Source organism: Pseudomonas sp. ChxA, from assembly GCF_030263855.1.
Classification (GTDB): Bacteria; Pseudomonadota; Gammaproteobacteria; order Pseudomonadales; family Pseudomonadaceae; genus Aquipseudomonas; species Aquipseudomonas fluorescens_CB.
The window spans coordinates 5,540,572-5,563,263 of sequence record NZ_JARPMK010000001.1; the positions used below are offsets into that span (position 1 = coordinate 5,540,572).

A 22,692-nucleotide genomic window follows, 5' to 3' on the forward strand; every position below is an offset into this window, starting at 1 on the left:
GTCAGGCCGGCAAACGCCGCTCGACGCTACTGGCCAGGTGCTGCAAATCCTCAACCGGGTTTCTCCCAATCAGCATGAAAGCATGCGCAGGATTGGCCCAATACACCACGTTCATGCCTCGCCGCTGCTCGGTGGCCAGTGGCTGCACGCCCTTTTTACTGGCGGTGATGCACAGTGCCAAAGGCCCATGGCGTGGGTCGAGGTAGGTGAGCTGGCCAATCAACACGCCGTCATAGTCGAGGATCTGCGCCCGTCGGAACTCGGCGCCAGGCAGACTCACGGACTCAGGCGATAACGACACGCCCAGTTGTGCGCCCACGGCGGTCAACTGGGCCACGTGGGAGGCCGGGTCAAGGCTGAGATTTTCCAGAGTGTCTGGCGTGTACAAGGCCATGTATTCGGCCACCGAGGCGCGCCAGCCTTGGCCGGGTTCAGCACGCTGCCACCCTATGAACAGGCGATCGGCCGCCACGCCGGCCACCGCGAAGCTCGCGGCGACGGCAAGGAAACGCCGACGGGTCCAGGCTTGGGGCGGCGCGGGTGGCAAGGCGTTGAGCATCGCGTGCAGGCGCTCAGTCGGGGCGTGTTCCAGCACCGAGTCGAAGACGGCCTTGAACGGCAAATCGGCGCAGCGCAATGTGTGCAGGCGTGCGGCAAGCGCCGGGTCGGCGCTGGCCTGGTCGGCGATCCGTTGATGCTGGTCGGTGCTCAGTTCGCCGTCCAGATAGGCCACCAGTTGCTCATCGGACGGTGTGTCGGTGTGGCTCATCGCCGTTCTCCGTTGGCTTTATCCTGCTGGGCTGTTGGGGAGGCGGCTTCGGCCAGCTTAATGCGGGCGGCCGCCAACCGGCTCATCACCGTGCCCATAGGTATCTGCAGGATTTCGGCAATTTCCTTGTATGAAAGCCCTTCGACATACGCCAGAAATACCGTTTCGCGCTGCGCTTCGGGCAAGCCGTTAACCCGCTTGATCACTTGCGCAGCCAGGATTTGCTGCTGTGCCTGGCTTTCACCATCAAACGACAATGCCTGTTCGGCATCGACAAACCCCTGCCCTTGGCGCACCCGTTGCGAGCGCAGTTCGTTGAGCCAGATCGAGTGCATGATCGCCAGCAACCAGCGATCCAGGCGCGTGCCGGCCACAAATTGCCCGGCACGCTCCAACGCCCTTACGCAGGTGGCCTGCACCAAATCTTCGGCCAAGTGCTTTTGTCGCGACAACACCCACCCATATCGCCATAACCGGGGCAACAACTGGCCCAACTCGCGGCGAAACTCAGCGTCCCGAACGATGGCTGCCTCCTGCGGACAGGTTCATGGCGTTCAAACCTGTGGCGCTGCGGCGATGGCGGCAGCCAGGTCTTCGTATTCTTCGCAGGTGGTACTGCACAAGGCTTTGATTTTCACCAGTTGCTCTTGCGCCAGGTCGACCCGGCCTTTGATCACATAGGCCTCGCCCAGGTACTCGCGAACCTGCGCGTAGTTGGGGTCGAGTGCAACCGACTTGAGGTAATAACTGATGCCTTCATCGGTGCGCCCCAGCTTGCGCGTGGCGTAGCCGCGATAGTTGAGGGCCTTGGCGGTGTTGGGATTTTGCAGGGTGTCGAGCAAGGCCAGCGCCTCATCAAAGCGCCCGTCCTTGGCCAGGCGGTAGGCGTAATCGGTGCGGTCGGTATCGGAGGTGGCCTTGCTGGTTTGCAGCACGCACTTACCGGTCTTGGTGTCCCAAACCTGGCCTTTGGGGCAGTTGGGCTTGGGCGGGGCCGACTCATCGCCGGAGGCGTAGGCCTGGCCTGCGAGCAAAGCGGCGGCCAGGCAAGCGCCGAAGAACAGCGCGGTGCGGTAGGTAACGGGGTGTTGGTGGCGAGCCTTCATGGTTGTCTTACTCCGTAACGATAGGGAGGAAACATCACTGTCAAAGCGCATTGCGTGAGCCCGGCAGCATGCGGCACAACGTGCTGTCGCCCAGCACGTAGTGATGCCAGAGCGCAGCAACGGCATGCACGCCTGCCAGCAGGATGATCGCCCAGGCCACATTGTTATGCAGGCCGCCCAAGGTGCCCCGCCAGGCATGATCGATCACAAAAGGCGCGGGCACGGTAAACAGTCCAAAAAAATTGAAAGGCTCACCTTGAGCCCAGCGAAACAGGAAGCCCAACACAATCTGCGACACCAGCAACAGGTACAGGCAACCATGCGCCAATTTCGCCAGCAGGTTAAGTGCTGAGTGACTGTCGGCCTTGGGCCGAGTGCCGCCGAACACACGCCACACAATTCGTGCGGCAACCAGCAGCGCCATGGCGATGCCCAAGGAGATATGCACCGATTGCAGGCTCTTGCGCAGCGGTGTGCCCTTCTCCAGGTTTTCCCAGATATGTGCACTGGCAAACATGAAGATCACCACGGCGGCGGTCAGCCAGTGGAAGCTGCGGGTGAGACGGTCATAGCGGTCGGATGCTGTGTTCATGGGCGTTTCCTGGGTGGCCTGTGGAGTGAACACCGCAGTGGTAGAAGTTATTCGGTGAGGGGCGAATAATTTTTGCTGATCGGGAAACGAAGAAGCCCCGAGGTCTATTGGGCCACGGGGCTTTTGGGGTTAATGCCTTAGCCATCTATACAAGGTGTCAGCAGTAGCCACTGTTATAAAAACGCCTCCTCCAATAGTCATGCCCTGAAATAGATGTTTGAGACCGCGAGGAAAATTCTGCACCTGCTGCCGATCCACGATACCGCGTTTTATGTTCCACCATGGCATCGCAACTGTAGCCATGACGGAGCACAGTCGAATCATTCTTCCGCGTAATGAATTGCCCCAGTATTGTTTGTTAAACGTAACAAGGCTGCATTTATTTAAAAGCCCCTCCATTTCATCTAACCGTCGACACACCAGGAAAAGACTACTCACATTGAACATTAGCGCCACCATCATGATTCCCGCATCAAACCAGAACTTCAGAGGATGATTGAATAAATAGTCAATACTCATAGATTTTCTCCCCTAAGTACTCACCGAATGCCCCCCCATAACTGCCGCCAATTGCGCCGACGGTTCCACCCGCGATTAATAAGCAACTCAATGCGCCCGGCCCGGTAGTAGGGCCTAATACGACGACACATAATGCTGTTGCCATAGCCCCACCTGCCATCCCGCCCAAAACGCCTCCACCCAGCTTGCTCACCTCCACATACTTCGCCTTCATGCATTGCTCCTCCCGCCCCGTTGAGCATGCCTCCTTGATCTCCAACGCGGTGGACGCAGTGCTCAAAACAACCCCCAACGGCGTGCCCGTCTTAAGCACCTTCGCCGTCTTGGCGATGTGCGAAACCCTTTCGGCATAGCGATTGATTTCCCCGGTGTACAGGTAACTCCTGGTGGAAATCCCCAGCATTTTCTTGATCGAACCCTCATTGCGCAAACCCGAGCCATAATGGGCGAACCCGCGCATCTGCGCTTCTAGTTTAGCGAACAGCGTTTGACGGCGGGCCAGGAAGTCACCCCGCACTACGCCACCGCCCTGCCGCAGGGATTGTTTATGCAATGCATCAATCTCATCAAGCGTTTTACCAATTCCCTGCAGATGCCGGCTCCAGGCATCACCGGCGGTACCGACCCCAAGTGAGGCATAACCGAGTATTTTTTGTAGCAGGTCGTAGTTGTGCAACGCAAAAGCATCGTATCCGCTCCACGAACCCCACATTCCAAACGAATAGCTGACAGCTGATGCTGTGCTCCCGATTTCCCTCAGGAGCCCGCAACCATGATGCGTCCCGACGCCAAGGTCGAAAAAGTCTATCTCTACCCCAAACCTGTCGACTTCCGAAAATCCATCGACGGCCTCGCCGCCTTGGTCGAATTGGATATCAAAGTGGCGGTGTTCGACCCCGTGCTTTTTGTTTTTCTGAATCGCCCCCGTAATCGGGTGAAAATACTTTATTGGGAGCGCAACGGCTTCTGCCTTTGGCTCAAGCGCCTCGAATCCGAACGATTCAAAACGTCCCCTGACGATACGGATGAAGCCATTGTCCTGACGGTTCAGGAACTGAACTGGCTGCTCGACGGTTTTGATCTCTGGCGCAACCGTCCGCATCAGGTTTTGACGCCGCGATTCGTCGCTTGATTGGGTATAATCCGGGCCATGATTTCCATGCCCGACGACCTCCCCGATGATCCGGTTCTGCTCAAGCAAATGCTTGTGCAGATGCTCAGTGAGCGTCAGGTGGACAAAGACCAGATTGTTGATCTGAAAGAACAGATCCGGCTATGGCGTGAACGTTTTTTCGGGCGTAAATCAGAACAAACCGTCGATCCGCAGACGCCACAGCTCGCGCTCTTTAATGAACCTGAAAGTCTCGCTGTTCCGGTCTGCGACGAGTCTGACGAAGAAGCCGTTGCGCCTACCAAGCGCCGTGGCAAGCGCAAGCCGTTGTCGACTGACTTGCCGCGCATCGAAGTTATCCACGAACTTCCAGAGCACGAACTGACCTGCGCCTGCGGCTGTCGCAAACACGTCATTGGCGAAGAAACCAGCGAACAGCTGGAGATCGTGCCGATGCAGATCCGCGTACTCAAACACATCCGCAAAGTGTACGGTTGCCGCAGTTGTGAAACCGCGCCGGTCACCGCTGACAAACCCGCTCAGATAATCGAAAAGAGCATGGCCAGCCCCAGTGTGCTGGCGATGTTGTTGACCACCAAGTATGTCGATGGTCTGCCGCTGCATCGTTTTGAAAGTGTACTGAGTCGACACGGCGTCGATATTCCACGGCAAACCCTGGCGCGTTGGGTGATCCAGTGCAGTGAACACTTTCAGCCACTGCTGAACCTGATGCGTGATCGATTACTGGAAAGTCCGGTGATCCACTGCGACGAAACCCGCGTCCAGGTACTCAAGGAACCGGATCGAGACCCGACCAGCCAATCCTGGATGTGGGTGCAAGCCAGCGGCCCGCCAGAGCGGCCAGTGATCCTTTTTGACTACACCACCAGCCGAGCGCAGGAGGTGCCGTTGCGCCTGCTCGGCGACTATCGCGGCTACGTGATGACCGATGATTATGCGGGTTACAACGCATTGGCGTTGCAACCCGGAGTTGAGCGTTTGGCGTGTATGGTCCATGCGCGACGCAAGTTCGTCGAAGCGCAGAAGGTACAGCCCAAGGGCAAGACCGGTCGCGCCGATATCGTGCTGGCGATGATGAGCAAGTTGTATGGCATCGAACGCGAGCTCAAGGATGCTTGCGATGAACAGCGGTTTATCGGTCGGCAGGAGAGAAGCTTGCCGGTACTCGCCGAGTTGAAAAGTTGGCTGGAGAAAACACAGTCCCAAGTCACGCCGCAAAGTGTGCTGGGCAAGGCGGTGAATTACCTGGCGAACAACTGGAGCCGGTTGGAGCGCTATGTGGAGGCCGGCCATTTGCCGATCGATAACAACTTGGCGGAGCGTGCGATAAAGCCGTTTGTTATTGGGCGCAAGGCGTGGCTGTTCAGTGACACGCCTAAAGGCGCCACGGCCAGTGCGCAGATCTACAGTTTGGTCGAGACAGCCAAGGTCAACGGCCAAGAGCCCTATACGTGGCTGCGCCACGTACTGGAGCGATTGCCGCACGCCTCGTCAGTAGAAGATTACGAAGCGCTGCTGCCGTGGAACTGCTCGCCACAGATGCCACGGTAAACCGAGGTTACATCTTGTGGTAGGTGGGGTTTGTGGATCGCACTCAAAGCATCTCCACCTTCGGCCATTACGTCATGCCGTATTTCCCACGCGACTTGCATCAGGCGAGACTCCTCAAGCGTACAAGCAGCGGTAGAATCATCACCGATGATCACCAGTTGCCCTGGCAACACCACGACATTGCGTATATGAGAGTTAAGCACATCAAACTTAGCGTCAGCGTGTTTACCCAAGTTCAGTCTTGCCTTAAGTTCCACCGACGTTTGCTGCCGATCATTGATAAAAGCATAAGGCTGAGGCATCAGAAGGCCCTCAGCCGTTCAGACAAAGCGGAGTGGCGATAACGTGCCATACATGCATTCCTGATTAAATAAAAATGACGTCAAAATATAAAGGACTGCACCTTATTAGGTGCAGCTATCACCAAATGTATTTGACAGCATTGATTAATTTGGGAAATAGACTACACGGCATCAGCTTGTTTCCTTCAAAGCTATCGGCTCTTTGCCTACCGCCCAATCGCCTCGTTAGAAATTACGCTCCGGTAGTGCCCGGAGTTGGCCCCCGGACACCTACGAAACGCCTTTAGGAACAAACTTGTGTCAGCAAGCCCACGTGGTAATACAACCACCAGGACAACGAGTTCTTTTCATGAGGATCACGAACGTCTTCCTCGGTAACCCGTGGAAACCTTTTTATGGGCTGGCGGTTTTTTAGGGCTTAACTGCCACGCTCTTTGTTGGCTTGAGAAAGGACTGATGCCGCCAGGGACTTGGTGTCCTCACTGTATTTATCACTTTGAAGGGCTTTGCCGGCTGTTTCCTCCATGTGCGCGCTGGTTTGCTTATCGGTACCGGTCTGGGACAGCGCTGACGCGGCCAGGCTTTTGGCGATGGCCGAGGCGTTTGGATTATTCAAGGTTTCGGCGGCCAACGTCGCCAGGATGCTGGAGGTCTTTTTTGTGTTTTTGCTCATGGTGCATTTCCTTTGCGTTTGAGGAGAAAGCCTACGAGTGAACGACTCGTGGTCAGAAGATAGTGAGTTAAATATTCCTGCGCAACGAACTGGCTGTAGCCTTTGTTTTTAAAACATGTAAGAAATATTCCAGAGTTATGTAGTACCCACCCGGTTCGATGTTTGACGCAATGATAATGTTTGAAAAGTCGCCTTCTTTTCATTAGATTTTCGCCCGGCCAGTGACAGCGACTTCGCTGACGCGCGGTTCTCTAATAACCTTCAAGGATGACCTGTATGTCCCAACCTGTACTCAACGACAACATCGTCACATGGACATTTCAAAACTACGCCGCCATCGTCGGGCTGCTCAGTGGCCTGGCAATATGTGCGCTGGTTTTATACATCTACTCGCGCTCAGGCTCGTTGATATTTCTGCGTGACTTGATGTGGCGGTTTTTTGGTGGCTCGACCACGTTTGAAAACCCAAAATATGAAGCCACCCGCAAAAATCTGCGCGAAGTTGAATATTATCGATTCGAATTCAATATCCCCGCGCAAAGCCTGGAACACGCGCGGCAGGCCGATCAGTGGATCACTGACAACAACTTAAGTTATAACGATGTGGCCAGGGTCAGAAAGTACATTGACTGGAAAGACTTCACTCAGTTGTCGCTTAAAGAGGCAATGATCACACCCTTCAAACGTAATTGGTTTTTGGGGTTGGGCGCATTCTTCCTGGCGATCATCAGCATCACGCCGCCATTGGCTGATTCCAGCTACCTGATGGTGTCTTTGAAAAAAGCCGCGGATGTACCGTCTTTTTATCTTTCGGAAAACAACGCCAAATTTCACTTCTGGCCCAGCGAGACATTATCGGTCGATGAGTGCAAATCACCGACGGCACTGGAAAAGTTCTATAACGAGGACTTCTCCGAAAGCACCATCAATACCATTTGCACACTATTTCTTTCGCCCACCTACGCTGAAAACGTAAAAACCGGATTGAAAGAGCAAAAAGGCTTTTTGCTGTTCATCGCCTGCCTGTCGATATTTGCGGTCTTCTGCATCTTGACCAAGCTCTCGCGTTTGGGCGTTGCCAAAAAACTCCATGACCAAATGGCCGCGCAGAGTACAAATACGCCCGCAGAGACTGCCGCTCAACCGTAAACACTATCACTGTGGCAAGCAGGCCTGTTGTAGCAGCCTTGATATAGCAAGCAGGCTTGTATTGGCGAGCAGTCTTGTAGTGGCGAACTGGCTTGTAGTGGCGAGCAGGCTTGCCCTGCGTTGGGCGGCGAAGCCGCCCCATCCCAGGCGCCCAGTGCCTGGAGGAAGATCGCGGTGACAGGTTTTAGGGCCGCTACGCAGCCCAACGCAGGGCAAGCCTGCTCGCCACAGCAAGCCTGCTCGCCACAAGGCTACCGCCATAGCAAGCTGGCTCACCGGCCATAAACCCCGCCCCAGAGCGTCGAATCGATTGCACTGATGGTTATTATCGAAACGAGCGCCTGTGTGATTGCCAGCACCGGTTCCTATAATCGCCTCCACTTTCCCTCCCCTCCGCCTGGCTTCAGGCGACATTCCTTCTGGAACCCAACACCATGCCAAGCCCCAGCCAGGCCCACAGCGGCCGTCCCGAACATAATCAACAAAGTGTCAAACAGCAGTGGCTGGCGATTCTCTCGGTCGCCGTAGGTGCCTTCGCCCTGGTCACCAGTGAGTTTCTGCCGGTGGGCGTACTCAACGACGTCGCCAGCGACTTGGGCATCAGTGCCGGTCACGCTGGCCTGATGGTCACGCTGCCCGGCATCATGGCCGCCCTCGCCGCGCCGTTGCTGTCGGTGATCATCGGTGGCATGGACCGTCGTTACTTGCTGATCGGCTTGACGCTGATCATGATCATCGCCAACTCGGTGGTGGCTTACGCCAGCGACTTCAGCCTGCTGCTATTCGGCCGTGTACTGCTGGGCATCAGCATCGGCGGCTTCTGGGCCACGGCCATTGCGCTAAGCGGCCGCTTGGCGCCCAAGGGTGTGGGCGTAGCGAAGGCTACCTCGATCATCATGATGGGCGTGACCCTGGCCACCGTGCTGGGCGTACCCGTCGGCACCTGGCTCAGTGGCCTGATGGGCTGGCGCATGACCTTCCTGGTGACCGCGATTGTCGGCGTGCCAGTGTTGCTGGCGCAGGTGTTCCTGCTGCCGCGACTTACCCCGGAAAAGGCCATCCAGATCCGTGACCTGCCAGCCTTGTTTATCAACCCACAAGCGCGGGTCGGCTTGATCGCCGTACTGCTGATCGGCCTGGCGCACTTTGCTGCCTACACCTATGTCGCGCCGTTCTTTAAAAACAGTTCCGGCTTCGATGGCCCGACCATCGGCTCACTGTTGCTGCTGTATGGCGTGGCCGGCGTGATGGGCAACGTCTTTGCCGGTTTCGCCGCCAACCGCAGCGTGCGCCACACCCTGCTGCTGGTCGCGCTGATGATCGGTACCAGTACCGCGCTGTTCCCTCACTTCGCCACCGGCATGACCGGCGCCGCGATGCTCATCGCACTCTGGGGCTTCGCCTTCGGCGCCTTCCCGGCCTGCGCGAGTATCTGGATGTTTGTGGTCGCACCTAAAGACGTCGAACGCGGCATGCCGCTGTTCGTTGCCCTGTTTCAGGTGATCATCGCCCTGGGTTCATTCTTTGGCGGACGGATCGTGGACCAAATGGGCAGCGCAATGCTCTTGAGCCTGGCTACGGCGCTGGTGGGGCTTGGGTTTGTGACCGTGCTGGTGTTGGGGCGTAATGTGAGTAATAGCTTGGCGGCGCAGCCTGGCTGATACGACTCGTTAACCACTAAAAAGCCTGCTAAGCATTAAGCTCGGCAGGCTTTTTTTGTTTCAGGGGTAGAGGGTTAGTTGCCTGGTTTATTCGTTGGGGCATGACGCTCAAGTGCAGCGTCGACCAATGCCTGAGTGGTTGCCATTGATAAACGAGAGCGTGGGCAGGCTTATCGTAAAGCGGGCGAGCGTTTGAGCTAGCAGTAGATCTGACATCCTTCGCAATATTGCGCTCGGACAGAAAGCCCACGAGGGCCAAGTCAGGCTCGTTCAAATGAACCCAGTATCTGTGACAACCGCTGACTGCCCTGCATCCTTAGTCAGGATAAAGGCGCTAAACGCCAGAAAATCACCTAAATGCTGAGTGATGATTGCAACAGTGATCGGCAACTGAAGCGTTTGATACTCATGCACTGCGATATTGCGGAAACCGACCATGTTTTTCAGGTTGGTCAGCAGAGACGATTGGACCCAACCGCCTCGTGACAGCAACTCAAACACGTCTCGAGCGCCCTGAGGAACACCCAGTCGTTCACGTCGAATTAGATGCTGCCCCATATCCAGAGCGGCCTCACACGCACGCTGAATATTAAGAATCGCCGCATCCTGACGGGTGAAGTCAGTAGCGAAACTGGCGGGGTCCTTGTCGTATTCCTCGCGAGCGCGAGCGACACAACGCTCAATGCTCGACGCTTTGTTGATGAGCACATCATCGACCATGCACTTTTCCTTCCTTCTGGATATCGGTCAGCAACCCTGCCCTTGCAGTGTCCAGCTCGGTTTTTTCGCTGAGGATGTAACTCTCGAAAATACCTGCTTGGCTGTCCTTGTTCCAGAGCCTGCGCCCTGTTGTTATGACTTGATATTGCATGACGGTGGACGCCGCCCGCAGGTCGAGTAAATCAACGGGCACCGCCACAATGTCAGCAAGCTCTCCAGCTAACCGCCACAACAGCAACGGGTCCACAGAGCCCGCAGTAAGCACTGCCAAGTCCAGATCGCTGTCAGCATGTGCCTCGCCTGTCGCCTGACTGCCAAAGACATAAATCGCCATCAGATCAGGAATACCGGCCAATAAGTGAGCCAACACTTGCTCAACGTTCATGTTGCGCCCCACGTGTCATCTGATGAATGACCGTAGCAGAAATCGCCTCGACATTTCTGCCCCAAACAAAAAACCCCCAACAACATTTAAGTTATCGGGGGTTTTCGTTACTCAATAATGGCGGAGAGATAGGGATTCGAACCCTAGGTACCGGTGAAGGTACAACGGATTTCGAATCCGTCCCATTCGGCCACTCTGGCATCTCTCCAACGGCGCGCATCATAACAGTGTGTTTCGCGAAAGCAAACCAAAAAATCGATTTTTTTCCGTGCTATCAGATGCTTGCGTCGATTACAGCGGTACGCCGAGACGATTGGCGACTTCTTCGTAGGCTTCGATGACGTCACCGAGGCCCTGGCGGAAGCGGTCTTTGTCCATCTTCTTCTTGGTGGCTTTGTCCCACAGGCGGCAGCCGTCCGGGCTGAATTCGTCACCCAGGACGATGGTGCCGTCGTGGAACACGCCGAATTCGAGTTTGAAGTCGACCAGCAGCAGGCCTGCGTCGTCGAACAGCTTGCTCAGCACGTCGTTGACCTTGAGGGACAACTCCTTCATGCGTACCAGTTGCTCAGCGGTGCCCCAGCCGAATGCCACTACGTGGGATTCGTTGATGAACGGGTCGCCCTTGGCGTCGTCCTTCAGGAACAGCTCGAACGTGTAAGGGTTGAGCTTGAGGCCCTCTTCCACGCCCAGGCGCTTGACCAGGCTGCCGGCGGCGTAGTTACGCACGACGCATTCGACCGGGATCATGTCGAGCTTCTTGACCAGGCACTCGTTGTCGCCCAGCAGTTTGTCGAATTGGGTCGGAATGCCGGCCGCTTCGAGCTTTTGCATGATGAAGGCGTTGAACTTGTTGTTCACCATGCCTTTGCGATCAAGCTGTTCGATGCGCTTGCCGTCGAACGCCGAGGTGTCGTTGCGAAACAGCAGGATCAGGCGGTTGGCGTCGTCGGTCTTGTATACCGACTTGGCTTTGCCGCGGTAGAGTTCTTCACGTTTTTCCATGATGGGCTCCGCTTGCTAAATGGTGGGCTAGGCGATGTGTCGCCAGTCGAGCCCTGAATCTTGATCGGCCAGTTGCAGCCAGTCCGGGTCGCACCCAAGGGTGTCGACAAAACATTGCCGGGCCAGCTGCGGCAGGTTGTTCTTGCTGCTCAGGTGGGCCAGGACCAAGTGTTGCAAGTCTTGCCAGCCCAACTCATACACCAGGTACGCCGCCTGGTGGTTGTTCAAATGTCCCAGTTCGCCGCCTACCCGCTGCTTGAGAAAGTAGGGGTAATGACCACGCGCCAGCAGGTCGCGGCAGTGGTTGGACTCGATCATCAAGGCATCGAGGTCCCGGTAACCGTCCAGCACCCTGGAGCAGTAGGAGCCCAGGTCGGTGAGCACGCCGAAACGCCGCTGGCCGCCACTGAATACATACTGCGTCGGTTCCTGGGCGTCGTGCGCTACGGCAATTACGTCGATGCTCAATGCACCGACCTGCAGCGTCTCGCCACCGGCCAGGAAACCTGCGGGTTCTATGGGTTTGCGCATCCCGCGCAAGGTGCCGCGACTCAGGTACACCGGAAGATTGTAGCGCCGAGAAAGCAAACCCACGCCATGCACGTGGTCGGCATGTTCGTGGGTTACCACAATTGCGCTCAGCTGCGAGGGGTGAACCCCCAGGCGCAGCAGGCGCCGCTCGGTTTCTTTTAACGAGAAACCACAATCCACCAGCACATACGTGTCGTCATGTGCGACCAGCGTGCCGTTCCCTTGGCTACCGCTGCCGAGAACGGCAAAACGCATCGGATCAGCCCAGGTTGTCCTGAATCACGCCCAACACTTTGCGCGCTGTTTCAGCCGGCGCAACGGTGTTGATGTTCTTCTCGACGGTCACTTGTACGCTTTCGCCCACCTTGCTCAAACGAACCTGGTAACGCTCGGCACGGGTTTCGATCTCTTCCTTGGTCGGCTTGCTGCCGAACAATTTGCCGAAGAAACCTGGCTCGTCGTCTTTCTTCTCGGCCTTTTCCGCTACGTTGATGTAGTACAGGCCCAGGCTGCGGTTGATGTCTTCAACGCGCCATGGACCTTGCTCCAACGCACGGCCAACACTGGCCCAGGCACGGTCGAGGTCTTCACCCAGGGTGAGCACCACGTTGCCGCTGCCGTCTTCGGTGAGGCTGACGCGGTTAGGCGTGTCGAAGTTACCGGCGGCGAGCAGTGAAACCGAACCGCCCTTCTCGGAGATACGGCTCATGCTGGCCAGCATCTCGTCGACCAACGCGGCGTCTACGCCCATGTTGACCGAACGCGGGGTGAAATCGACGTTGGCAGTGCTGCCGGCAGGACGCTCGGCGCTGACCACGTAGACTTCACTGGTATTACGCTGCACGCCTGGTTCGATGCGCACACGCACACGGGCTTCGCTGTCGGGCGCTACGCCGCTCGCCTGCAGGCGCTTGGCCATGCTGGCGGAGAGTTCGCTGCCGTGCTGCCATGCCGTGGTGAACTCACCGGTTTGCGGGCGTTGTTGATCAATGCTGAAACCGTTGTCCTGGAAGAACTGCACCGCCACTGGCCAGACTTCAGCCGGTGGGCGTTGGGCCATGATCCAGCGGTTGTCGCCGCTCTTTTGCAGGCTGTAGTCGCTGGTGTCCGCCACGGCCGAGATCGGCTGCGGGCGTGGCACTACGTACTCGCCCTTGGTGGTGTCATCGGCGACGTTGCGCGGAATCGGCAGCAACGGGTCAAGGCGCTTGGCGACGTTGACGTCCGGCGGCAGTTGCATCGGTTTGGTTGCTTGTGCTTCCAGGTAATCGCTGCCGCGGTCACGGAAGTAGCCTTCCGGGCCCCATACCCAACCGCAGCCGCTGGTGCTGGAGATAATCAAGGCAAGTGCGGAAAGTCCGGCCAATCGCTTCATGCGTAGTGCTTCCTCAATTAAACCAGGACGCCGGACTGGCGCAGGGCCTGTCGCAGCGGTTCGTGACAGGCTTCGCTGAGCCGGGTGAGCGGCAGACGGATACCGTCCGGCATCAAGCCCATCTCAAACAGCGCCCATTTCACGGGAATAGGGTTGGATTCGATAAACAGTGTTTTGTTGAGCGGCATCAGTTGCTCGTGGATCGCACGGGCTTTTACGGCGTCACCGGCGATGGCGGCGGCGCACATGTCGCTCATGGCGCGCGGCGCGACGTTGGCGGTCACCGAGATATTGCCTTTGCCGCCCAGCAGGATCAGCTCGACCGCTGTGGCGTCGTCACCGGAATACACCAGGAAGTCGCTGCTCACGCCGGCCAGGATGTCCTTGGCGCGTTGCAGGTCGCCGGTGGCTTCCTTGATGCCGATGATGTTCGGCACGGTGGACAGCCGGATAACGGTCTCGGCCTTCATGTCGCAGGCCGTGCGGCCAGGGACGTTGTAGAGGATCTGCGGGATGTCGACGGCTTCGGCGATGGCCTTGAAGTGCTGGTACAAACCTTCCTGGGTCGGCTTGTTGTAGTACGGGGTTACCAGCAGGCAGGCATCGGCGCCGGCTTTCTTGGCGTTCTTGGTCAGCTCGATGGCTTCACGCGTCGAGTTGGCGCCTGTGCCTGCGATTACGGCAATGCGGCCCGCCACGCGCTTGACCACGAATTCGATGACCTGGATGTGTTCTTCCACATCAAGGGTGGCCGATTCACCTGTGGTGCCGACCGCCACGATGGCGTTGGTGCCTTCTTGCAGGTGGAAGTCCACCAGTTTGCCAAGGCTGTCCCAGTCGAGATGACCTTGTGCATCCATGGGTGTGACCAGTGCCACCATACTGCCCGCAATCATGCAACCGCTCCTGCCGGAAAAAGAGAGCCGTAATGGTACTGGCGCCAAGATGCTTGTACAAGCGAAGTACCGCCTGAGGATGCGTTCTGGGCCAACTAAACGACGGGCAATGCCATCATTAGGCCAAAGCGCGGCTTGAAGCACGCTGAAATCAGACCGATCGCGTAATGAAAACGCCACCTCCTAGCCCTTGGCGATGGTTTTCGCTACCCTTCATCCTTTGATCGATACGGCCCACACGGTATCGACCGCTCATCGCTTTAGGAAGGCTGCATGTCCACCCCCACAGTTCGCGAACAATTCCTTGTTATCAGTGCCCTCGGCGCCAACCCCATGGAGCTGACCAACGTCCTGTGCCGCGCCAGCCATGAGAACCGCTGCGCCGTCGTGACCTCCCGCCTCACCCGCCACGGTGAGTGCAGCGCGTTGGTGCTGCAGATCTCCGGCAGCTGGGACGCCCTGGCGCGCCTCGAAACCGGCTTGCCGGGCCTGGCCAAGAAGCACAACTTCACCGTCAACGTCGTGCGTAGCGCCGCCCTGGAAAACCGCCCGCAGGCGCTGCCTTATGTGGCGTATGTCAGCTCGGCCTACCGCTCGGACATCGTCAATGAGCTGTGCCAGTTTTTCATCGACCACAACGTCGAACTGGAAAACCTCACCTGCGACACCTACCAGGCACCGCAAACCGGCGGCACCATGCTCAACGCCACGTTCACCGTGACCTTGCCGGCCGGCGTGCAGATCAGCTGGCTGCGTGACCAGTTCCTGGATTTCGCCGATGCCCTGAACCTCGACGCACTGATCGAGCCATGGCGCCCACAGAACCCAATGTAAGGAAGTACCTATGCCGGTAGCCATCGACACACCCGTGGCCGATTTCGAAGCCCAGGCCACCAGCGGCCAGACGTTCAGCCTTGCCGCCCTCAAGGGCAAGCAAGTGGTGATCTACTTCTACCCCAAGGACAGCACCCCGGGTTGCACCACCGAGGGTCAGGGTTTTCGTGACCAATACGCGGCGTTCAAGGCTGCCAACACCGAAGTGTTTGGCCTGTCGCGAGACAGCGTGAAGTCCCACGAGAACTTCAAGGCCAAGCAGGAATTCCCCTTCGAGCTGATCAGCGACAAGGACGAAGCGGTTTGCCAGCTGTTTGATGTGATCAAGCTGAAGAAGCTATATGGCAAGGAATACCTGGGCGTTGACCGCAGCACTTTCCTGATCGACAAGGATGGCGTGCTGCGTCAGGAATGGCGTGGTGTGAAAGTGCCGGGCCATGTGGATGCAGTATTGGCAGCGGCACAGGCATTGAATAAAGCCTGAACCCCGCTGAGCCAGCTTACTGTGGCCAGCGAGCTTATTGTGGCCAGCGAGCTTGTTGTGGCGAGCGAGCTTGCTCGCGCTGGAGTGCAAAGCGCTCCCGCTTTTAGGGCCCGCTACGCACCCCAGCGGGAGCAAGCCCCCTCGCCACAATAAAGTTGCTGCTACAACAGCGGCGCCACCACCGGCTCTTGCCGCGGCCACGCATCCAGTACGGCCTTGAACAGCGTCGCCAGCGGGATCGCAAAGAACACACCCCAAAACCCCCACAGCCCTCCAAACAACAGCACCGCGCAGATAATCGCCACCGGGTGCAGATTGACAGCCTCCGAGAACAGCAGCGGCACCAGCACATTGCCATCCAGGGTCTGGATAATCCCGTACACCGCCATCAGGTAGATGAACTGATCGCTCCAGCCCCACTGGAACAACGCGATCAACATCACCGGCACGGTCACCACCACCGCGCCCACATAGGGCACTACCACCGATACACCCACCAGCAAGGCAAGCAGCGCCGCGTAGTTCAGCCCGAGCGCGACAAACGCGATGTAGGTGACGCCGCCACAAATCACGATCTCAATCACTTTGCCGCGAATATAGTTGGCGATCTGCCGGTTCATCTCTTCGGCCACCCGAGTAATCAGCGCCCGTTCACGTGGCAGGTAGCCACTGACCCAGCGGCCGATCATCTCGCGGTCCTTGAGGAAGAAGAACACCAGGATCGGCACCAGCACCAGGTAGATCATGATGTTGACCAAAAGCGGCAGGCTGGATAGGGAAAAAGTCAGCGCCCATTGCCCGAATTTTCCGATCTCGCCGCGCGCCACTTCGATGGCCTGCAACACTTGCTCGTCCGACACCAGGTGCGGATAGCGCTCCGGCAATAGCAGCAACAGTGATTGCCACTTGGCGAGCATGCCCGGCAACTCGTTGAACAAGGTGATCAACTGATGCCACAGCAATGGCAGCACCACCACGATAAACACCACCAACAGCCCCATGAACAGGGCAAAGACCAGCCCTACCGCCAGGCCGCCCGGCAGCCGCAAACGCTCAAGGGTAGTGACCAGGCCCTGCATCAGGTAGGCCAGCACCATGCCCGCCAGTACCGGCGCCAGCATGCCGCCCAAGGTGAGCACGGCGGTAAAGGCCAGGAACAGCAGGACGGCCAGCACCACAGCTTCTTCATCGGAAAAATAGCGCTGAATCCAGTCTCGTAACACTTTGAACATCAATCAACCTCGGGTGGTGGGGCGAACAGTTCAGGCCTTGCGCAACCAGTAACGGTACACACCGGCAGCGTCTTCTTCGTGCAGCAGCGTATGCCCGGCCAGCTTGGCAAAAGTGCGGAAATCACGCTGGGAGCCCGCGTCTGTGGCGATCACCTTGAGCACGGCACCGCTGGCCAAGCGGTTGAGTTCCAGCTTGGCTTTGAGCAGGGGCAGCGGGCAATTGAGGCCACTGGCATCGAGTTCGGCGTCAAAGGCTACAGCGTCGGTCATCGGTTTGCTCCGGGCATGCGTTTGGGGTGCTTAGAATATCTGGTCCGAAGCTCAGTGTCCGGCTACAGTAAGCTCTTTGTCGAAAGGCTTTGTGCATGACTTTTTTGCGCCCTACCCTGCTGACGCTGGCTTGCCTGCTGGCCTCCCCGGCCTTCGCTGACGACCTGCCGTCACTCGGCGACGCCAGTTCTGCCATTGTCTCACCGCAACAAGAGTTCCAATTGGGCCGCGCATGGCTGGCCTACCTGCGGGGCCAGGTCTCGCAGCTCAATGACCCGCAGCTCAAGGATTATGTCGAAACCAGCGTGTACAAGCTGGTGGAGACCAGCCAGGTGAATGACCGGCGCCTGGAATTTATCCTCATCGACAGCCCGCAGCTCAACGCCTTTGCCGCACCCGGCGGGATCGTCGGGGTTAACGGTGGCCTGTTCCTGAATGCCCAGACCGAAGGCGAATATGCCTCGGTACTCGCTCACGAATTGGCTCACTTGTCCCAACGCCACTTTGCGCGAGGCGTGGAAGCGCAATCACGCATGCAGATCCCGATGATGGCCGCTCTGCTCGGCGGCATTATCGCGGCGGCAGCGGGTGCGGGCGATGCCGGTATTGCCGCGATTGCGGGCAGCCAGGCGGCAGCTATCCAGGAGCAGCGCAGGTTCTCGCGCCAGAACGAACAAGAGGCTGACCGTATCGGCATCCTCAACCTGGAAAAAGCCGGTTACGACCCTCGCTCCATGCCGACCATGTTCGAACGCCTGATGCGCCAATACCGTTTCGACGCCAAGCCGCCTGAGTTTTTGCTGACTCACCCGGTGACCGAATCACGCATTGCCGACACCCGTAACCGCGCCGAACAAGCCAAACCCGGCGGCAAGGAAGACAGCTTGCGCTATCAGCTGATTCGCGCACGGGTGCAGTTGCAATACGAAGACACACCGGGGCTGGCCGCCAAGCGCTTCCAGGCGCAATTGGACGAGAACCCGAAAAACGACATAGCCCGTTATGGCCTGGCCATCGCGCAGATCAAGGGTACCCAGTACAAAGAGGCACGGGAAAGCTTGCAGCCGCTGCTGGCCAAGGCGCCCAACGACATTACTTACAACCTGGCGCAGATCGAGTTGGATATCGACAGCAACCGCCTGCCGGATGCCCAGCAACGTACTGATCGGATGCTGGCCCAGTACCCCGGCAGCTATCCGCTGAATCAGATACGCATCGATGTGCTGCTCAAGCAGAACCGTACGGCCGATGCTGAAAAGGCACTGGACGGGTTGCTCAAGTCGCGTCCCGACGATCCGGATGTGTGGTATCAGGTGGCAGAGACTCGCGGCCTGTCCGGCAATATCATTGGTCTGCATCAGGCGCGTGCCGAGTACTTTGCACTGGTGGGTGACTTCAAGCAGGCCATTCAGCAGCTGGACTTTGCCAAGCGCCGGGCCGGAAACAACTTCCCACTGTCCTCGCGTATCGACGCGCGCCAGCGTGAGCTGATCGAGCAGGAACGGCTGGTCAAAGGAATGATGAGCTAAAACCATCGCCCACAAAAAAGCCCCGCTTTCGTTAACCGAAAGCGGGGCTTTTTATTGAGCTAGCGGATTACTCGGCCAGTTTGAAGGTGATGAAACTTGCACGGCCCTGACGCAGCACGCGCATCGACACCGAGCGATTCTTCGGCAACGCTTTGGCGATGTCGGTGAACTCCTTGGTGGAGTTGATCGCCTGGTTGTTCAGGTGGGTGATCACGTCGCCCGGCTGCAGGCCGATCAAGGCGGCTGGGCCGTCTTGGACTTCTTTGATCACAACACCGCTCTTGAGGTCGAAGCTCTTCTTCTGCTCGTCGGTCAGCTCAACCACGGCAATGCCCAAGCGATTGCTGCTGCGCTCAGCGCCTGGCTTGGTGTTGCCCAGTGCATCCAGGGTTGCGCCCTCTTCCGGGATCGCGCCAACGGTCAGCTCAACGGTCTGGCGCTTGCCGTCACGAATCACTTCCAGCTTGGCTTTGCTGCCGGCTTTCAGAGCGCCTACCAGATGCGGCAGGTCGGCGGACATGACGATCGGCTGGCCATTCATGCTCAGGATCACGTCGCCCACTTGCAGGCCGCCTTTGGCAGCCGGGCCGTCGTCCTGGATTTGCGCGACCAGGGCGCCAGCCGGCTTGTCGAGGCCGAACGATTCAGCCAGGTCTTTGTTCACTTCCTGGATCACCACACCCAACCAGCCACGGCTGACTTTGCCGCCGCTTTTGAGCTGGTTGGAAACGTCCATGGCCACGTCGATTGGAATGGCGAAGGAGACGCCCATGAAACCACCGGAACGGGTGTAGATCTGCGAGTTGATCCCCACCACTTCGCCCGCCAGGTTGAACAGCGGACCACCGGAGTTACCCGGATTGATCGGCACGTCGGTCTGGATGAACGGCACGTAGTTTTCATTGGGCAGGCTGCGACCGATGGCGCTGACGATACCCTGGGTCACGGTATGGTCGAAGCCGAACGGCGAACCGATCGCAACCACCCACTGCCCGGCTTTAAGGTCTTGGGATTTACCCAGCTTCAGCACAGGCAGGTCTTTACCTTCGATTTTCAGCAGGGCCACGTCGGAACGCGGATCGGTGCCCACCAGCTTGGCTTTCAACTCACTGCGGTCGGCCAGGCGCACGAGAATTTCGTCAGCGTCGGCAATTACATGGTTGTTGGTGAGGATGTAGCCATCCGGCGAGATGATGAAGCCCGAGCCCAGGGACTGCGCCTCACGCTGGCCGCCACCGCCGCCACGCGGGGAACGTTGTTGCGGCATACCACGCTCAAAGAACTCGCGCAGCATCGGCGGCAAGCCTTCCAGGTCTGGCATCTGCTGGTTCGATACTTTGCGATCCGGCAGTTTCTGCGTGGTACTGATGTTCACCACGGCAGGCGAAGCCTGCTCCACCAATTGGGTGAAGTCAGGCAGCTCGGCCGCTTGCGCGGACACTGCCTGACCCAGCACCAATACCGTGGCGACTATGGTTAGGTAAGACTTCAAACGTGGTATCGACATACAGCTCCCGTTACGACGAGCAGGGTTGAGCGACAGGGTTCAAGAAACGCCGAAAACTTCGACCGGCATTTTTGTTCCGCGAACAAAATAAGGTCAGAGCCGACAAGCTCTGACCTATAAAAAACATGGGGATTTTTTGCAAGTGAAAATACTGATCCAGAAATTTCATGCTCTCAGCCCCCAACCGCGCAAAGGCTCACATTGAAAGGTCAGGATGAACATAGGATTAACGACTCATGGCTTGGCGGCGGTCTTTTCGCCGCGCACCGACAACGCGATGCGTTCGGCGGTGCCGATAGGGATTTCGCCGACAACCGTCACCATCACTTCACCATCAACTGTGTTCAGACGGCGCGACACCGCGACCGTTGGGCCAAGTTGCGTGCGTGTTTCGCTCACACTCGCACCGTCGGTGGACTCAAGAAACACTGAGAAACGTGCAAGGCCGTCGTCGTACATCAGGCTGTCGACGGTGGCTTGGGTCCGCGAGTCTTTTCGCGCGACGCTGTTGGTAAGCTGGAAGCCAGGCGGCAGCCAGTCCAGATGCCAAGCGTGCGTAGCAGCTACCTCGGGTGCTTTGGTGCTGGAAACAGCAACAGGCGAGCATTCGCTGCTGGGCTGTAAGTCACGATCCGACAGCGCAGCCGACGTGTTCAGTCGAGTGAACTGAAAGCGCTCCAACAACTGACCCTGCTCATTGAGTAACAGGGATTTGAGCGGCAGCGCGGTTTCACGATCCAGGTGTAACTCAAAGCCATATCGGTATTGATCACGGGGAGTAATCGACACAATCACCGCATTCCGACCGGCCACGCGAGATTTGCCAATGACGGCCAGTTCGTAGAATTGAGTTAGTTTTTGCGGATCCAGAGCGCGCGAAGGCGCATCAGGCGAGTTGCCAAGGCCTGCAACCAAGGTGCCACTGACACACTGCGTGCGTCCATCTACCCGCACCAGTTCCTGTGCAGAGCCGTCGAGTTGCAACAGCCGCTCGCGGACGTGACCGTCCTGGACTCGATGCCAGATGTCATGGGTAGAGAAACTGCCGTTACGCTCGTAGACGAACGTACCTGCAAAGCTTTGCTGCTGTTCTGCACGCCCAAGTCGAGTCAGCCAGTCTTGGGCTTCGTCGGCATGGGCGGATAGTGCAAAACAACCACTGAGCAAAAGCGTAAGGAGCGGTATGGCGCGCATAGGGCCCCTTAGCGGTTTAGCGGTTTTCCAGGCTGGCTGCACGAGCGTATGGCAGAGCGCTTTCAGTGCCTTTCAAGGCCGATTCCTGTGCGTGTTGGCGCAGGTAGCCTGGAAGACGCTGGTCCTGCCAGCCGGATTGCCCTTGAAGTACGCCATTGGCCATAGGGCCGGTGGCATCAGAGCTTTCCTTGTAGCCGGCCAGTACCGCTGGGCCTTTGACTTGCGGACCGGCCATGACCGGCTGCTGAGTCTGCTGGGCCAGTTCGGCACCGGCAATTTCGTCCTGGTTGTACAGGCGAACACCGGCCAACACGGCAACAGTCACCGAGGCAGCTACTGCCAGGCGACCCAGGCTACGCCATGGACCACGAGCAGCTTTTGCCGGAACGGCTTCATCGGCCAACGCGGCAGAAACGGCCGCAGCAATATCCAGACGAGGGATTAAAAGATCCTTGTGCATCACCGCCCGAGCGACTTGGTAACGAGACCAGGTATCACGGGTTTCGGCATCATCAAATGCATTGAGCACTCGACGAAGTTCCAGTTCATCCGCTTCGTTATCCATCACTGCGGACAGCGATTCCTGCAGGGCATCACGACTCATGGCGGTTCCTCTCTTGGCTGTCGCCGCTGTCTTTAGTTTTCCTGCAACAACGGTTGCAAGGCTTTGTCGATGGCTTCCCGGGCCCGGAAAATCCGTGACCTTACAGTCCCCACCGGACATTGCATGACGCTCGCAATGTCTTCGTAACTGAGACCATCGAATTCACGTAAAGTTAACGCCGTACGCAAATCTTCTGGCAGTTGCTGAATAGTGCGATGAACGGTCCCTTCGATCTCGTCGCGCAGCAAAGCACGTTCCGGCGACTCGAGATCTTTGAGGCCGTGATCACCATCGTAAAATTCTGCATCTTCTGAACTTACATCACTGTCCGGTGGGCGGCGGCCGCGAGACACCAGATAGTTCTTCGCCGTGTTAATGGCGATGCGGTACAGCCACGTGTAAAACGCACTATCACCGCGAAAATTGCCAAGTGCACGGTACGCCTTGATAAAGGCTTCCTGTGCAACGTCCTGCGCTTCATGGGTGTCGTGCACAAACCGCACGATCAACCCGAGAATTTTGTGCTGGTATTTCAGCACTAGCAGATCAAATGCTCGCTTGTCGCCACGTTGAACGCGTTCGACCAGCTGCTGATCCTCTTCCTGGGTTAGCATGAACACTCCTCGTTGTACTCACAGGAGGCTTGCATAACTAAACGATCAGGCTTGCAAA

At 57.7% G+C, this 22,692-nt stretch carries 27 protein-coding genes and 1 tRNA gene; 7 read left to right on the top strand and 21 right to left on the bottom strand.

Translation table 11 applies throughout. The annotated features are described in order from the left end of the window. Position 1: 1 nt before the first annotated feature. From P5706_RS24930 to P5706_RS24955, 6 genes are all read right to left on the bottom strand, one after another. Entirely contained in the window at positions 2 to 769 is a 768-nt protein-coding gene (locus P5706_RS24930; RefSeq protein WP_285682458.1) for an anti-sigma factor family protein, read from the bottom strand. Beyond that, positions 766 to 1,263, bottom strand: a complete 498-nt coding sequence (locus P5706_RS24935; protein ID WP_285682460.1) for an RNA polymerase sigma factor — start codon at positions 1,261 to 1,263, stop codon at positions 766 to 768. Before P5706_RS24935 ends, P5706_RS24930 begins: the two co-directional genes overlap by 4 nt. 60 nt (positions 1,264 to 1,323) lie before the next feature. Beyond that, complete coding sequence (locus P5706_RS24940) at positions 1,324 to 1,875, bottom strand: tetratricopeptide repeat protein (RefSeq protein WP_285682462.1); 552 nt, start codon at positions 1,873 to 1,875, stop codon at positions 1,324 to 1,326. A 40-nt stretch (positions 1,876 to 1,915) separates the two neighbouring features. Further along, positions 1,916 to 2,467, bottom strand: a complete 552-nt coding sequence (locus P5706_RS24945) for a cytochrome b (RefSeq protein WP_285682464.1) — start codon at positions 2,465 to 2,467, stop codon at positions 1,916 to 1,918. A 129-nt stretch (positions 2,468 to 2,596) separates the two neighbouring features. Beyond that, positions 2,597 to 2,986 (bottom strand): hypothetical protein, encoded by a 390-nt coding sequence (locus tag P5706_RS24950; protein ID WP_200430628.1) that lies wholly within the window; start codon positions 2,984 to 2,986, stop codon positions 2,597 to 2,599. Continuing rightward, positions 2,976 to 3,662 (bottom strand): hypothetical protein, encoded by a 687-nt coding sequence (locus tag P5706_RS24955; protein ID WP_285682466.1) that lies wholly within the window; start codon positions 3,660 to 3,662, stop codon positions 2,976 to 2,978. The genes P5706_RS24950 and P5706_RS24955 overlap by 11 nt, the downstream gene beginning before the upstream one ends. 96 nt (positions 3,663 to 3,758) lie before the next feature. Here P5706_RS24955 and tnpB point away from each other — a divergent pair, with 96 nt between their 5' ends. Together tnpB and tnpC are read left to right on the top strand one after the other, a co-directional pair. After that, a complete protein-coding gene (gene tnpB, locus P5706_RS24960) occupies positions 3,759 to 4,118 on the top strand; it encodes an IS66 family insertion sequence element accessory protein TnpB (RefSeq protein ID WP_060766773.1) in 360 nt (119 codons plus the stop codon). Between the two features lie 18 nt (positions 4,119 to 4,136). Beyond that, positions 4,137 to 5,669, top strand: coding sequence for an IS66 family transposase (gene tnpC, locus P5706_RS24965; RefSeq protein ID WP_060766772.1), 1,533 nt, complete (start codon positions 4,137 to 4,139; stop codon positions 5,667 to 5,669). On the opposite strand, the gene P5706_RS24970 is transcribed toward tnpC, so the two are convergent. Together P5706_RS24970 and P5706_RS24975 are read right to left on the bottom strand one after the other, a co-directional pair. Further along, complete coding sequence (locus P5706_RS24970; RefSeq protein WP_352231426.1) at positions 5,621 to 5,971, bottom strand: hypothetical protein; 351 nt, start codon at positions 5,969 to 5,971, stop codon at positions 5,621 to 5,623. The two genes, tnpC and P5706_RS24970, sit on opposite strands and share 49 nt — an antisense overlap. Positions 5,972 to 6,389: 418 nt before the next feature. Then, the gene (locus P5706_RS24975) at positions 6,390 to 6,644 is read right to left on the bottom strand and encodes a hypothetical protein (protein ID WP_285682468.1); all 255 of its coding nucleotides are present in this window, start codon (positions 6,642 to 6,644) and stop codon (positions 6,390 to 6,392) included. A gap of 276 nt (positions 6,645 to 6,920) precedes the next feature. Here P5706_RS24975 and P5706_RS24980 point away from each other — a divergent pair, with 276 nt between their 5' ends. Both P5706_RS24980 and P5706_RS24985 read left to right on the top strand, forming a co-directional pair. After that, positions 6,921 to 7,793, top strand: a complete 873-nt coding sequence (locus P5706_RS24980) for a DUF6216 family protein (RefSeq protein WP_285682470.1) — start codon at positions 6,921 to 6,923, stop codon at positions 7,791 to 7,793. A gap of 434 nt (positions 7,794 to 8,227) precedes the next feature. Beyond that, complete coding sequence (locus tag P5706_RS24985; protein ID WP_069788564.1) at positions 8,228 to 9,454, top strand: MFS transporter; 1,227 nt, start codon at positions 8,228 to 8,230, stop codon at positions 9,452 to 9,454. A gap of 270 nt (positions 9,455 to 9,724) precedes the next feature. Here the strand turns inward: P5706_RS24985 and hepT are convergent, their stop codons facing one another. From hepT to dapA, 7 genes are all read right to left on the bottom strand, one after another. Further along, positions 9,725 to 10,174 (bottom strand): type VII toxin-antitoxin system HepT family RNase toxin, encoded by a 450-nt coding sequence (hepT, locus tag P5706_RS24990; protein ID WP_200430632.1) that lies wholly within the window; start codon positions 10,172 to 10,174, stop codon positions 9,725 to 9,727. Further along, complete coding sequence (gene mntA / locus P5706_RS24995) at positions 10,164 to 10,559, bottom strand: type VII toxin-antitoxin system MntA family adenylyltransferase antitoxin (protein WP_200430633.1); 396 nt, start codon at positions 10,557 to 10,559, stop codon at positions 10,164 to 10,166. The genes hepT and mntA overlap by 11 nt, the downstream gene beginning before the upstream one ends. 118 nt (positions 10,560 to 10,677) lie before the next feature. Further along, a tRNA-Ser gene (locus P5706_RS25000) sits at positions 10,678 to 10,767 on the bottom strand. Positions 10,768 to 10,850: 83 nt separating this feature from the next. Further along, on the bottom strand, positions 10,851 to 11,564 hold the full coding sequence (gene purC, locus P5706_RS25005) for a phosphoribosylaminoimidazolesuccinocarboxamide synthase (protein WP_017137340.1): 714 nt from the start codon (positions 11,562 to 11,564) through the stop codon (positions 10,851 to 10,853). 27 nt (positions 11,565 to 11,591) lie between these two features. Further along, positions 11,592 to 12,350 (bottom strand): MBL fold metallo-hydrolase, encoded by a 759-nt coding sequence (locus P5706_RS25010; RefSeq protein ID WP_200430687.1) that lies wholly within the window; start codon positions 12,348 to 12,350, stop codon positions 11,592 to 11,594. 4 nt (positions 12,351 to 12,354) lie between these two features. Continuing rightward, positions 12,355 to 13,470, bottom strand: coding sequence for an NlpB/DapX family lipoprotein (bamC, locus tag P5706_RS25015; protein ID WP_017137338.1), 1,116 nt, complete (start codon positions 13,468 to 13,470; stop codon positions 12,355 to 12,357). A 17-nt stretch (positions 13,471 to 13,487) separates the two neighbouring features. Continuing rightward, positions 13,488 to 14,366, bottom strand: coding sequence for a 4-hydroxy-tetrahydrodipicolinate synthase (gene dapA / locus P5706_RS25020; RefSeq protein WP_017137337.1), 879 nt, complete (start codon positions 14,364 to 14,366; stop codon positions 13,488 to 13,490). 273 nt (positions 14,367 to 14,639) lie between these two features. On the opposite strand from dapA, the gene P5706_RS25025 reads away from it, so the two are divergent. Then, the gene (locus tag P5706_RS25025; protein WP_017137336.1) at positions 14,640 to 15,200 is read left to right on the top strand and encodes a glycine cleavage system transcriptional repressor; all 561 of its coding nucleotides are present in this window, start codon (positions 14,640 to 14,642) and stop codon (positions 15,198 to 15,200) included. A 10-nt stretch (positions 15,201 to 15,210) separates the two neighbouring features. Next, positions 15,211 to 15,684 (top strand): peroxiredoxin, encoded by a 474-nt coding sequence (locus P5706_RS25030; protein WP_200430688.1) that lies wholly within the window; start codon positions 15,211 to 15,213, stop codon positions 15,682 to 15,684. Positions 15,685 to 15,845: 161 nt separating this feature from the next. Here P5706_RS25030 and P5706_RS25035 read toward each other — a convergent pair whose 3' ends face one another. Continuing rightward, positions 15,846 to 16,916 carry an AI-2E family transporter gene (locus P5706_RS25035; protein WP_200430689.1) on the bottom strand — a complete coding sequence of 357 codons (1,071 nt, stop codon included), beginning with the start codon at positions 16,914 to 16,916 and terminating at the stop codon, positions 15,846 to 15,848. A 30-nt stretch (positions 16,917 to 16,946) separates the two neighbouring features. After that, entirely contained in the window at positions 16,947 to 17,186 is a 240-nt protein-coding gene (locus P5706_RS25040) for a sulfurtransferase TusA family protein (RefSeq protein WP_010212198.1), read from the bottom strand. Positions 17,187 to 17,281: 95 nt separating this feature from the next. On the opposite strand from P5706_RS25040, the gene P5706_RS25045 reads away from it, so the two are divergent. Further along, entirely contained in the window at positions 17,282 to 18,715 is a 1,434-nt protein-coding gene (locus tag P5706_RS25045) for a M48 family metalloprotease (RefSeq protein ID WP_200430690.1), read from the top strand. Positions 18,716 to 18,782: 67 nt separating this feature from the next. On the opposite strand, the gene P5706_RS25050 is transcribed toward P5706_RS25045, so the two are convergent. The 4 genes from P5706_RS25050 to rpoE all read right to left on the bottom strand — a co-directional run bounded on the left by P5706_RS25050 (position 18,783) and on the right by rpoE (position 22,634). Next, complete coding sequence (locus P5706_RS25050) at positions 18,783 to 20,222, bottom strand: DegQ family serine endoprotease (protein ID WP_200430691.1); 1,440 nt, start codon at positions 20,220 to 20,222, stop codon at positions 18,783 to 18,785. Between the two features lie 234 nt (positions 20,223 to 20,456). Continuing rightward, positions 20,457 to 21,416, bottom strand: coding sequence for a MucB/RseB C-terminal domain-containing protein (locus tag P5706_RS25055; protein WP_285682480.1), 960 nt, complete (start codon positions 21,414 to 21,416; stop codon positions 20,457 to 20,459). A 16-nt stretch (positions 21,417 to 21,432) separates the two neighbouring features. Beyond that, a complete protein-coding gene (locus tag P5706_RS25060) occupies positions 21,433 to 22,020 on the bottom strand; it encodes a sigma-E factor negative regulatory protein (protein WP_034096393.1) in 588 nt (195 codons plus the stop codon). A 32-nt stretch (positions 22,021 to 22,052) separates the two neighbouring features. Next, positions 22,053 to 22,634 (bottom strand): RNA polymerase sigma factor RpoE/AlgU, encoded by a 582-nt coding sequence (gene rpoE / locus P5706_RS25065; RefSeq protein WP_003172477.1) that lies wholly within the window; start codon positions 22,632 to 22,634, stop codon positions 22,053 to 22,055. Positions 22,635 to 22,692 lie beyond the last annotated feature (58 nt).

Excerpts from the sequence above, each read along its gene's own strand:
- P5706_RS24930 (WP_285682458.1), bottom strand. The coding sequence starts at position 769 with ATGAGCCACACCGACACACCGTCCGATGAGCAACTGGTGGCCTATCTG.
- P5706_RS24940 (WP_285682462.1), bottom strand. The coding sequence starts at position 1,875 with ATGAAGGCTCGCCACCAACACCCCGTTACCTACCGCACCGCGCTGTTC.
- P5706_RS24945 (WP_285682464.1), bottom strand. The coding sequence starts at position 2,467 with ATGAACACAGCATCCGACCGCTATGACCGTCTCACCCGCAGCTTCCAC.
- P5706_RS24950 (WP_200430628.1), bottom strand. The coding sequence starts at position 2,986 with ATGAGTATTGACTATTTATTCAATCATCCTCTGAAGTTCTGGTTTGAT.
- tnpB (WP_060766773.1), top strand. The coding sequence starts at position 3,759 with ATGATGCGTCCCGACGCCAAGGTCGAAAAAGTCTATCTCTACCCCAAA.
- tnpC (WP_060766772.1), top strand. The coding sequence starts at position 4,137 with ATGATTTCCATGCCCGACGACCTCCCCGATGATCCGGTTCTGCTCAAG.
- P5706_RS24970 (WP_352231426.1), bottom strand. The coding sequence starts at position 5,971 with ATGCCTCAGCCTTATGCTTTTATCAATGATCGGCAGCAAACGTCGGTG.
- P5706_RS24975 (WP_285682468.1), bottom strand. The coding sequence starts at position 6,644 with ATGAGCAAAAACACAAAAAAGACCTCCAGCATCCTGGCGACGTTGGCC.
- P5706_RS24980 (WP_285682470.1), top strand. The coding sequence starts at position 6,921 with ATGTCCCAACCTGTACTCAACGACAACATCGTCACATGGACATTTCAA.
- P5706_RS24985 (WP_069788564.1), top strand. The coding sequence starts at position 8,228 with ATGCCAAGCCCCAGCCAGGCCCACAGCGGCCGTCCCGAACATAATCAA.
- hepT (WP_200430632.1), bottom strand. The coding sequence starts at position 10,174 with ATGGTCGATGATGTGCTCATCAACAAAGCGTCGAGCATTGAGCGTTGT.
- mntA (WP_200430633.1), bottom strand. The coding sequence starts at position 10,559 with ATGAACGTTGAGCAAGTGTTGGCTCACTTATTGGCCGGTATTCCTGAT.
- purC (WP_017137340.1), bottom strand. The coding sequence starts at position 11,564 with ATGGAAAAACGTGAAGAACTCTACCGCGGCAAAGCCAAGTCGGTATAC.
- P5706_RS25010 (WP_200430687.1), bottom strand. The coding sequence starts at position 12,350 with ATGCGTTTTGCCGTTCTCGGCAGCGGTAGCCAAGGGAACGGCACGCTG.
- bamC (WP_017137338.1), bottom strand. The coding sequence starts at position 13,470 with ATGAAGCGATTGGCCGGACTTTCCGCACTTGCCTTGATTATCTCCAGC.
- dapA (WP_017137337.1), bottom strand. The coding sequence starts at position 14,366 with ATGATTGCGGGCAGTATGGTGGCACTGGTCACACCCATGGATGCACAA.
- P5706_RS25025 (WP_017137336.1), top strand. The coding sequence starts at position 14,640 with ATGTCCACCCCCACAGTTCGCGAACAATTCCTTGTTATCAGTGCCCTC.
- P5706_RS25030 (WP_200430688.1), top strand. The coding sequence starts at position 15,211 with ATGCCGGTAGCCATCGACACACCCGTGGCCGATTTCGAAGCCCAGGCC.
- P5706_RS25035 (WP_200430689.1), bottom strand. The coding sequence starts at position 16,916 with ATGTTCAAAGTGTTACGAGACTGGATTCAGCGCTATTTTTCCGATGAA.
- P5706_RS25040 (WP_010212198.1), bottom strand. The coding sequence starts at position 17,186 with ATGACCGACGCTGTAGCCTTTGACGCCGAACTCGATGCCAGTGGCCTC.
- P5706_RS25045 (WP_200430690.1), top strand. The coding sequence starts at position 17,282 with ATGACTTTTTTGCGCCCTACCCTGCTGACGCTGGCTTGCCTGCTGGCC.
- P5706_RS25050 (WP_200430691.1), bottom strand. The coding sequence starts at position 20,222 with ATGTCGATACCACGTTTGAAGTCTTACCTAACCATAGTCGCCACGGTA.
- P5706_RS25055 (WP_285682480.1), bottom strand. The coding sequence starts at position 21,416 with ATGCGCGCCATACCGCTCCTTACGCTTTTGCTCAGTGGTTGTTTTGCA.
- P5706_RS25060 (WP_034096393.1), bottom strand. The coding sequence starts at position 22,020 with ATGAGTCGTGATGCCCTGCAGGAATCGCTGTCCGCAGTGATGGATAAC.
- rpoE (WP_003172477.1), bottom strand. The coding sequence starts at position 22,634 with ATGCTAACCCAGGAAGAGGATCAGCAGCTGGTCGAACGCGTTCAACGT.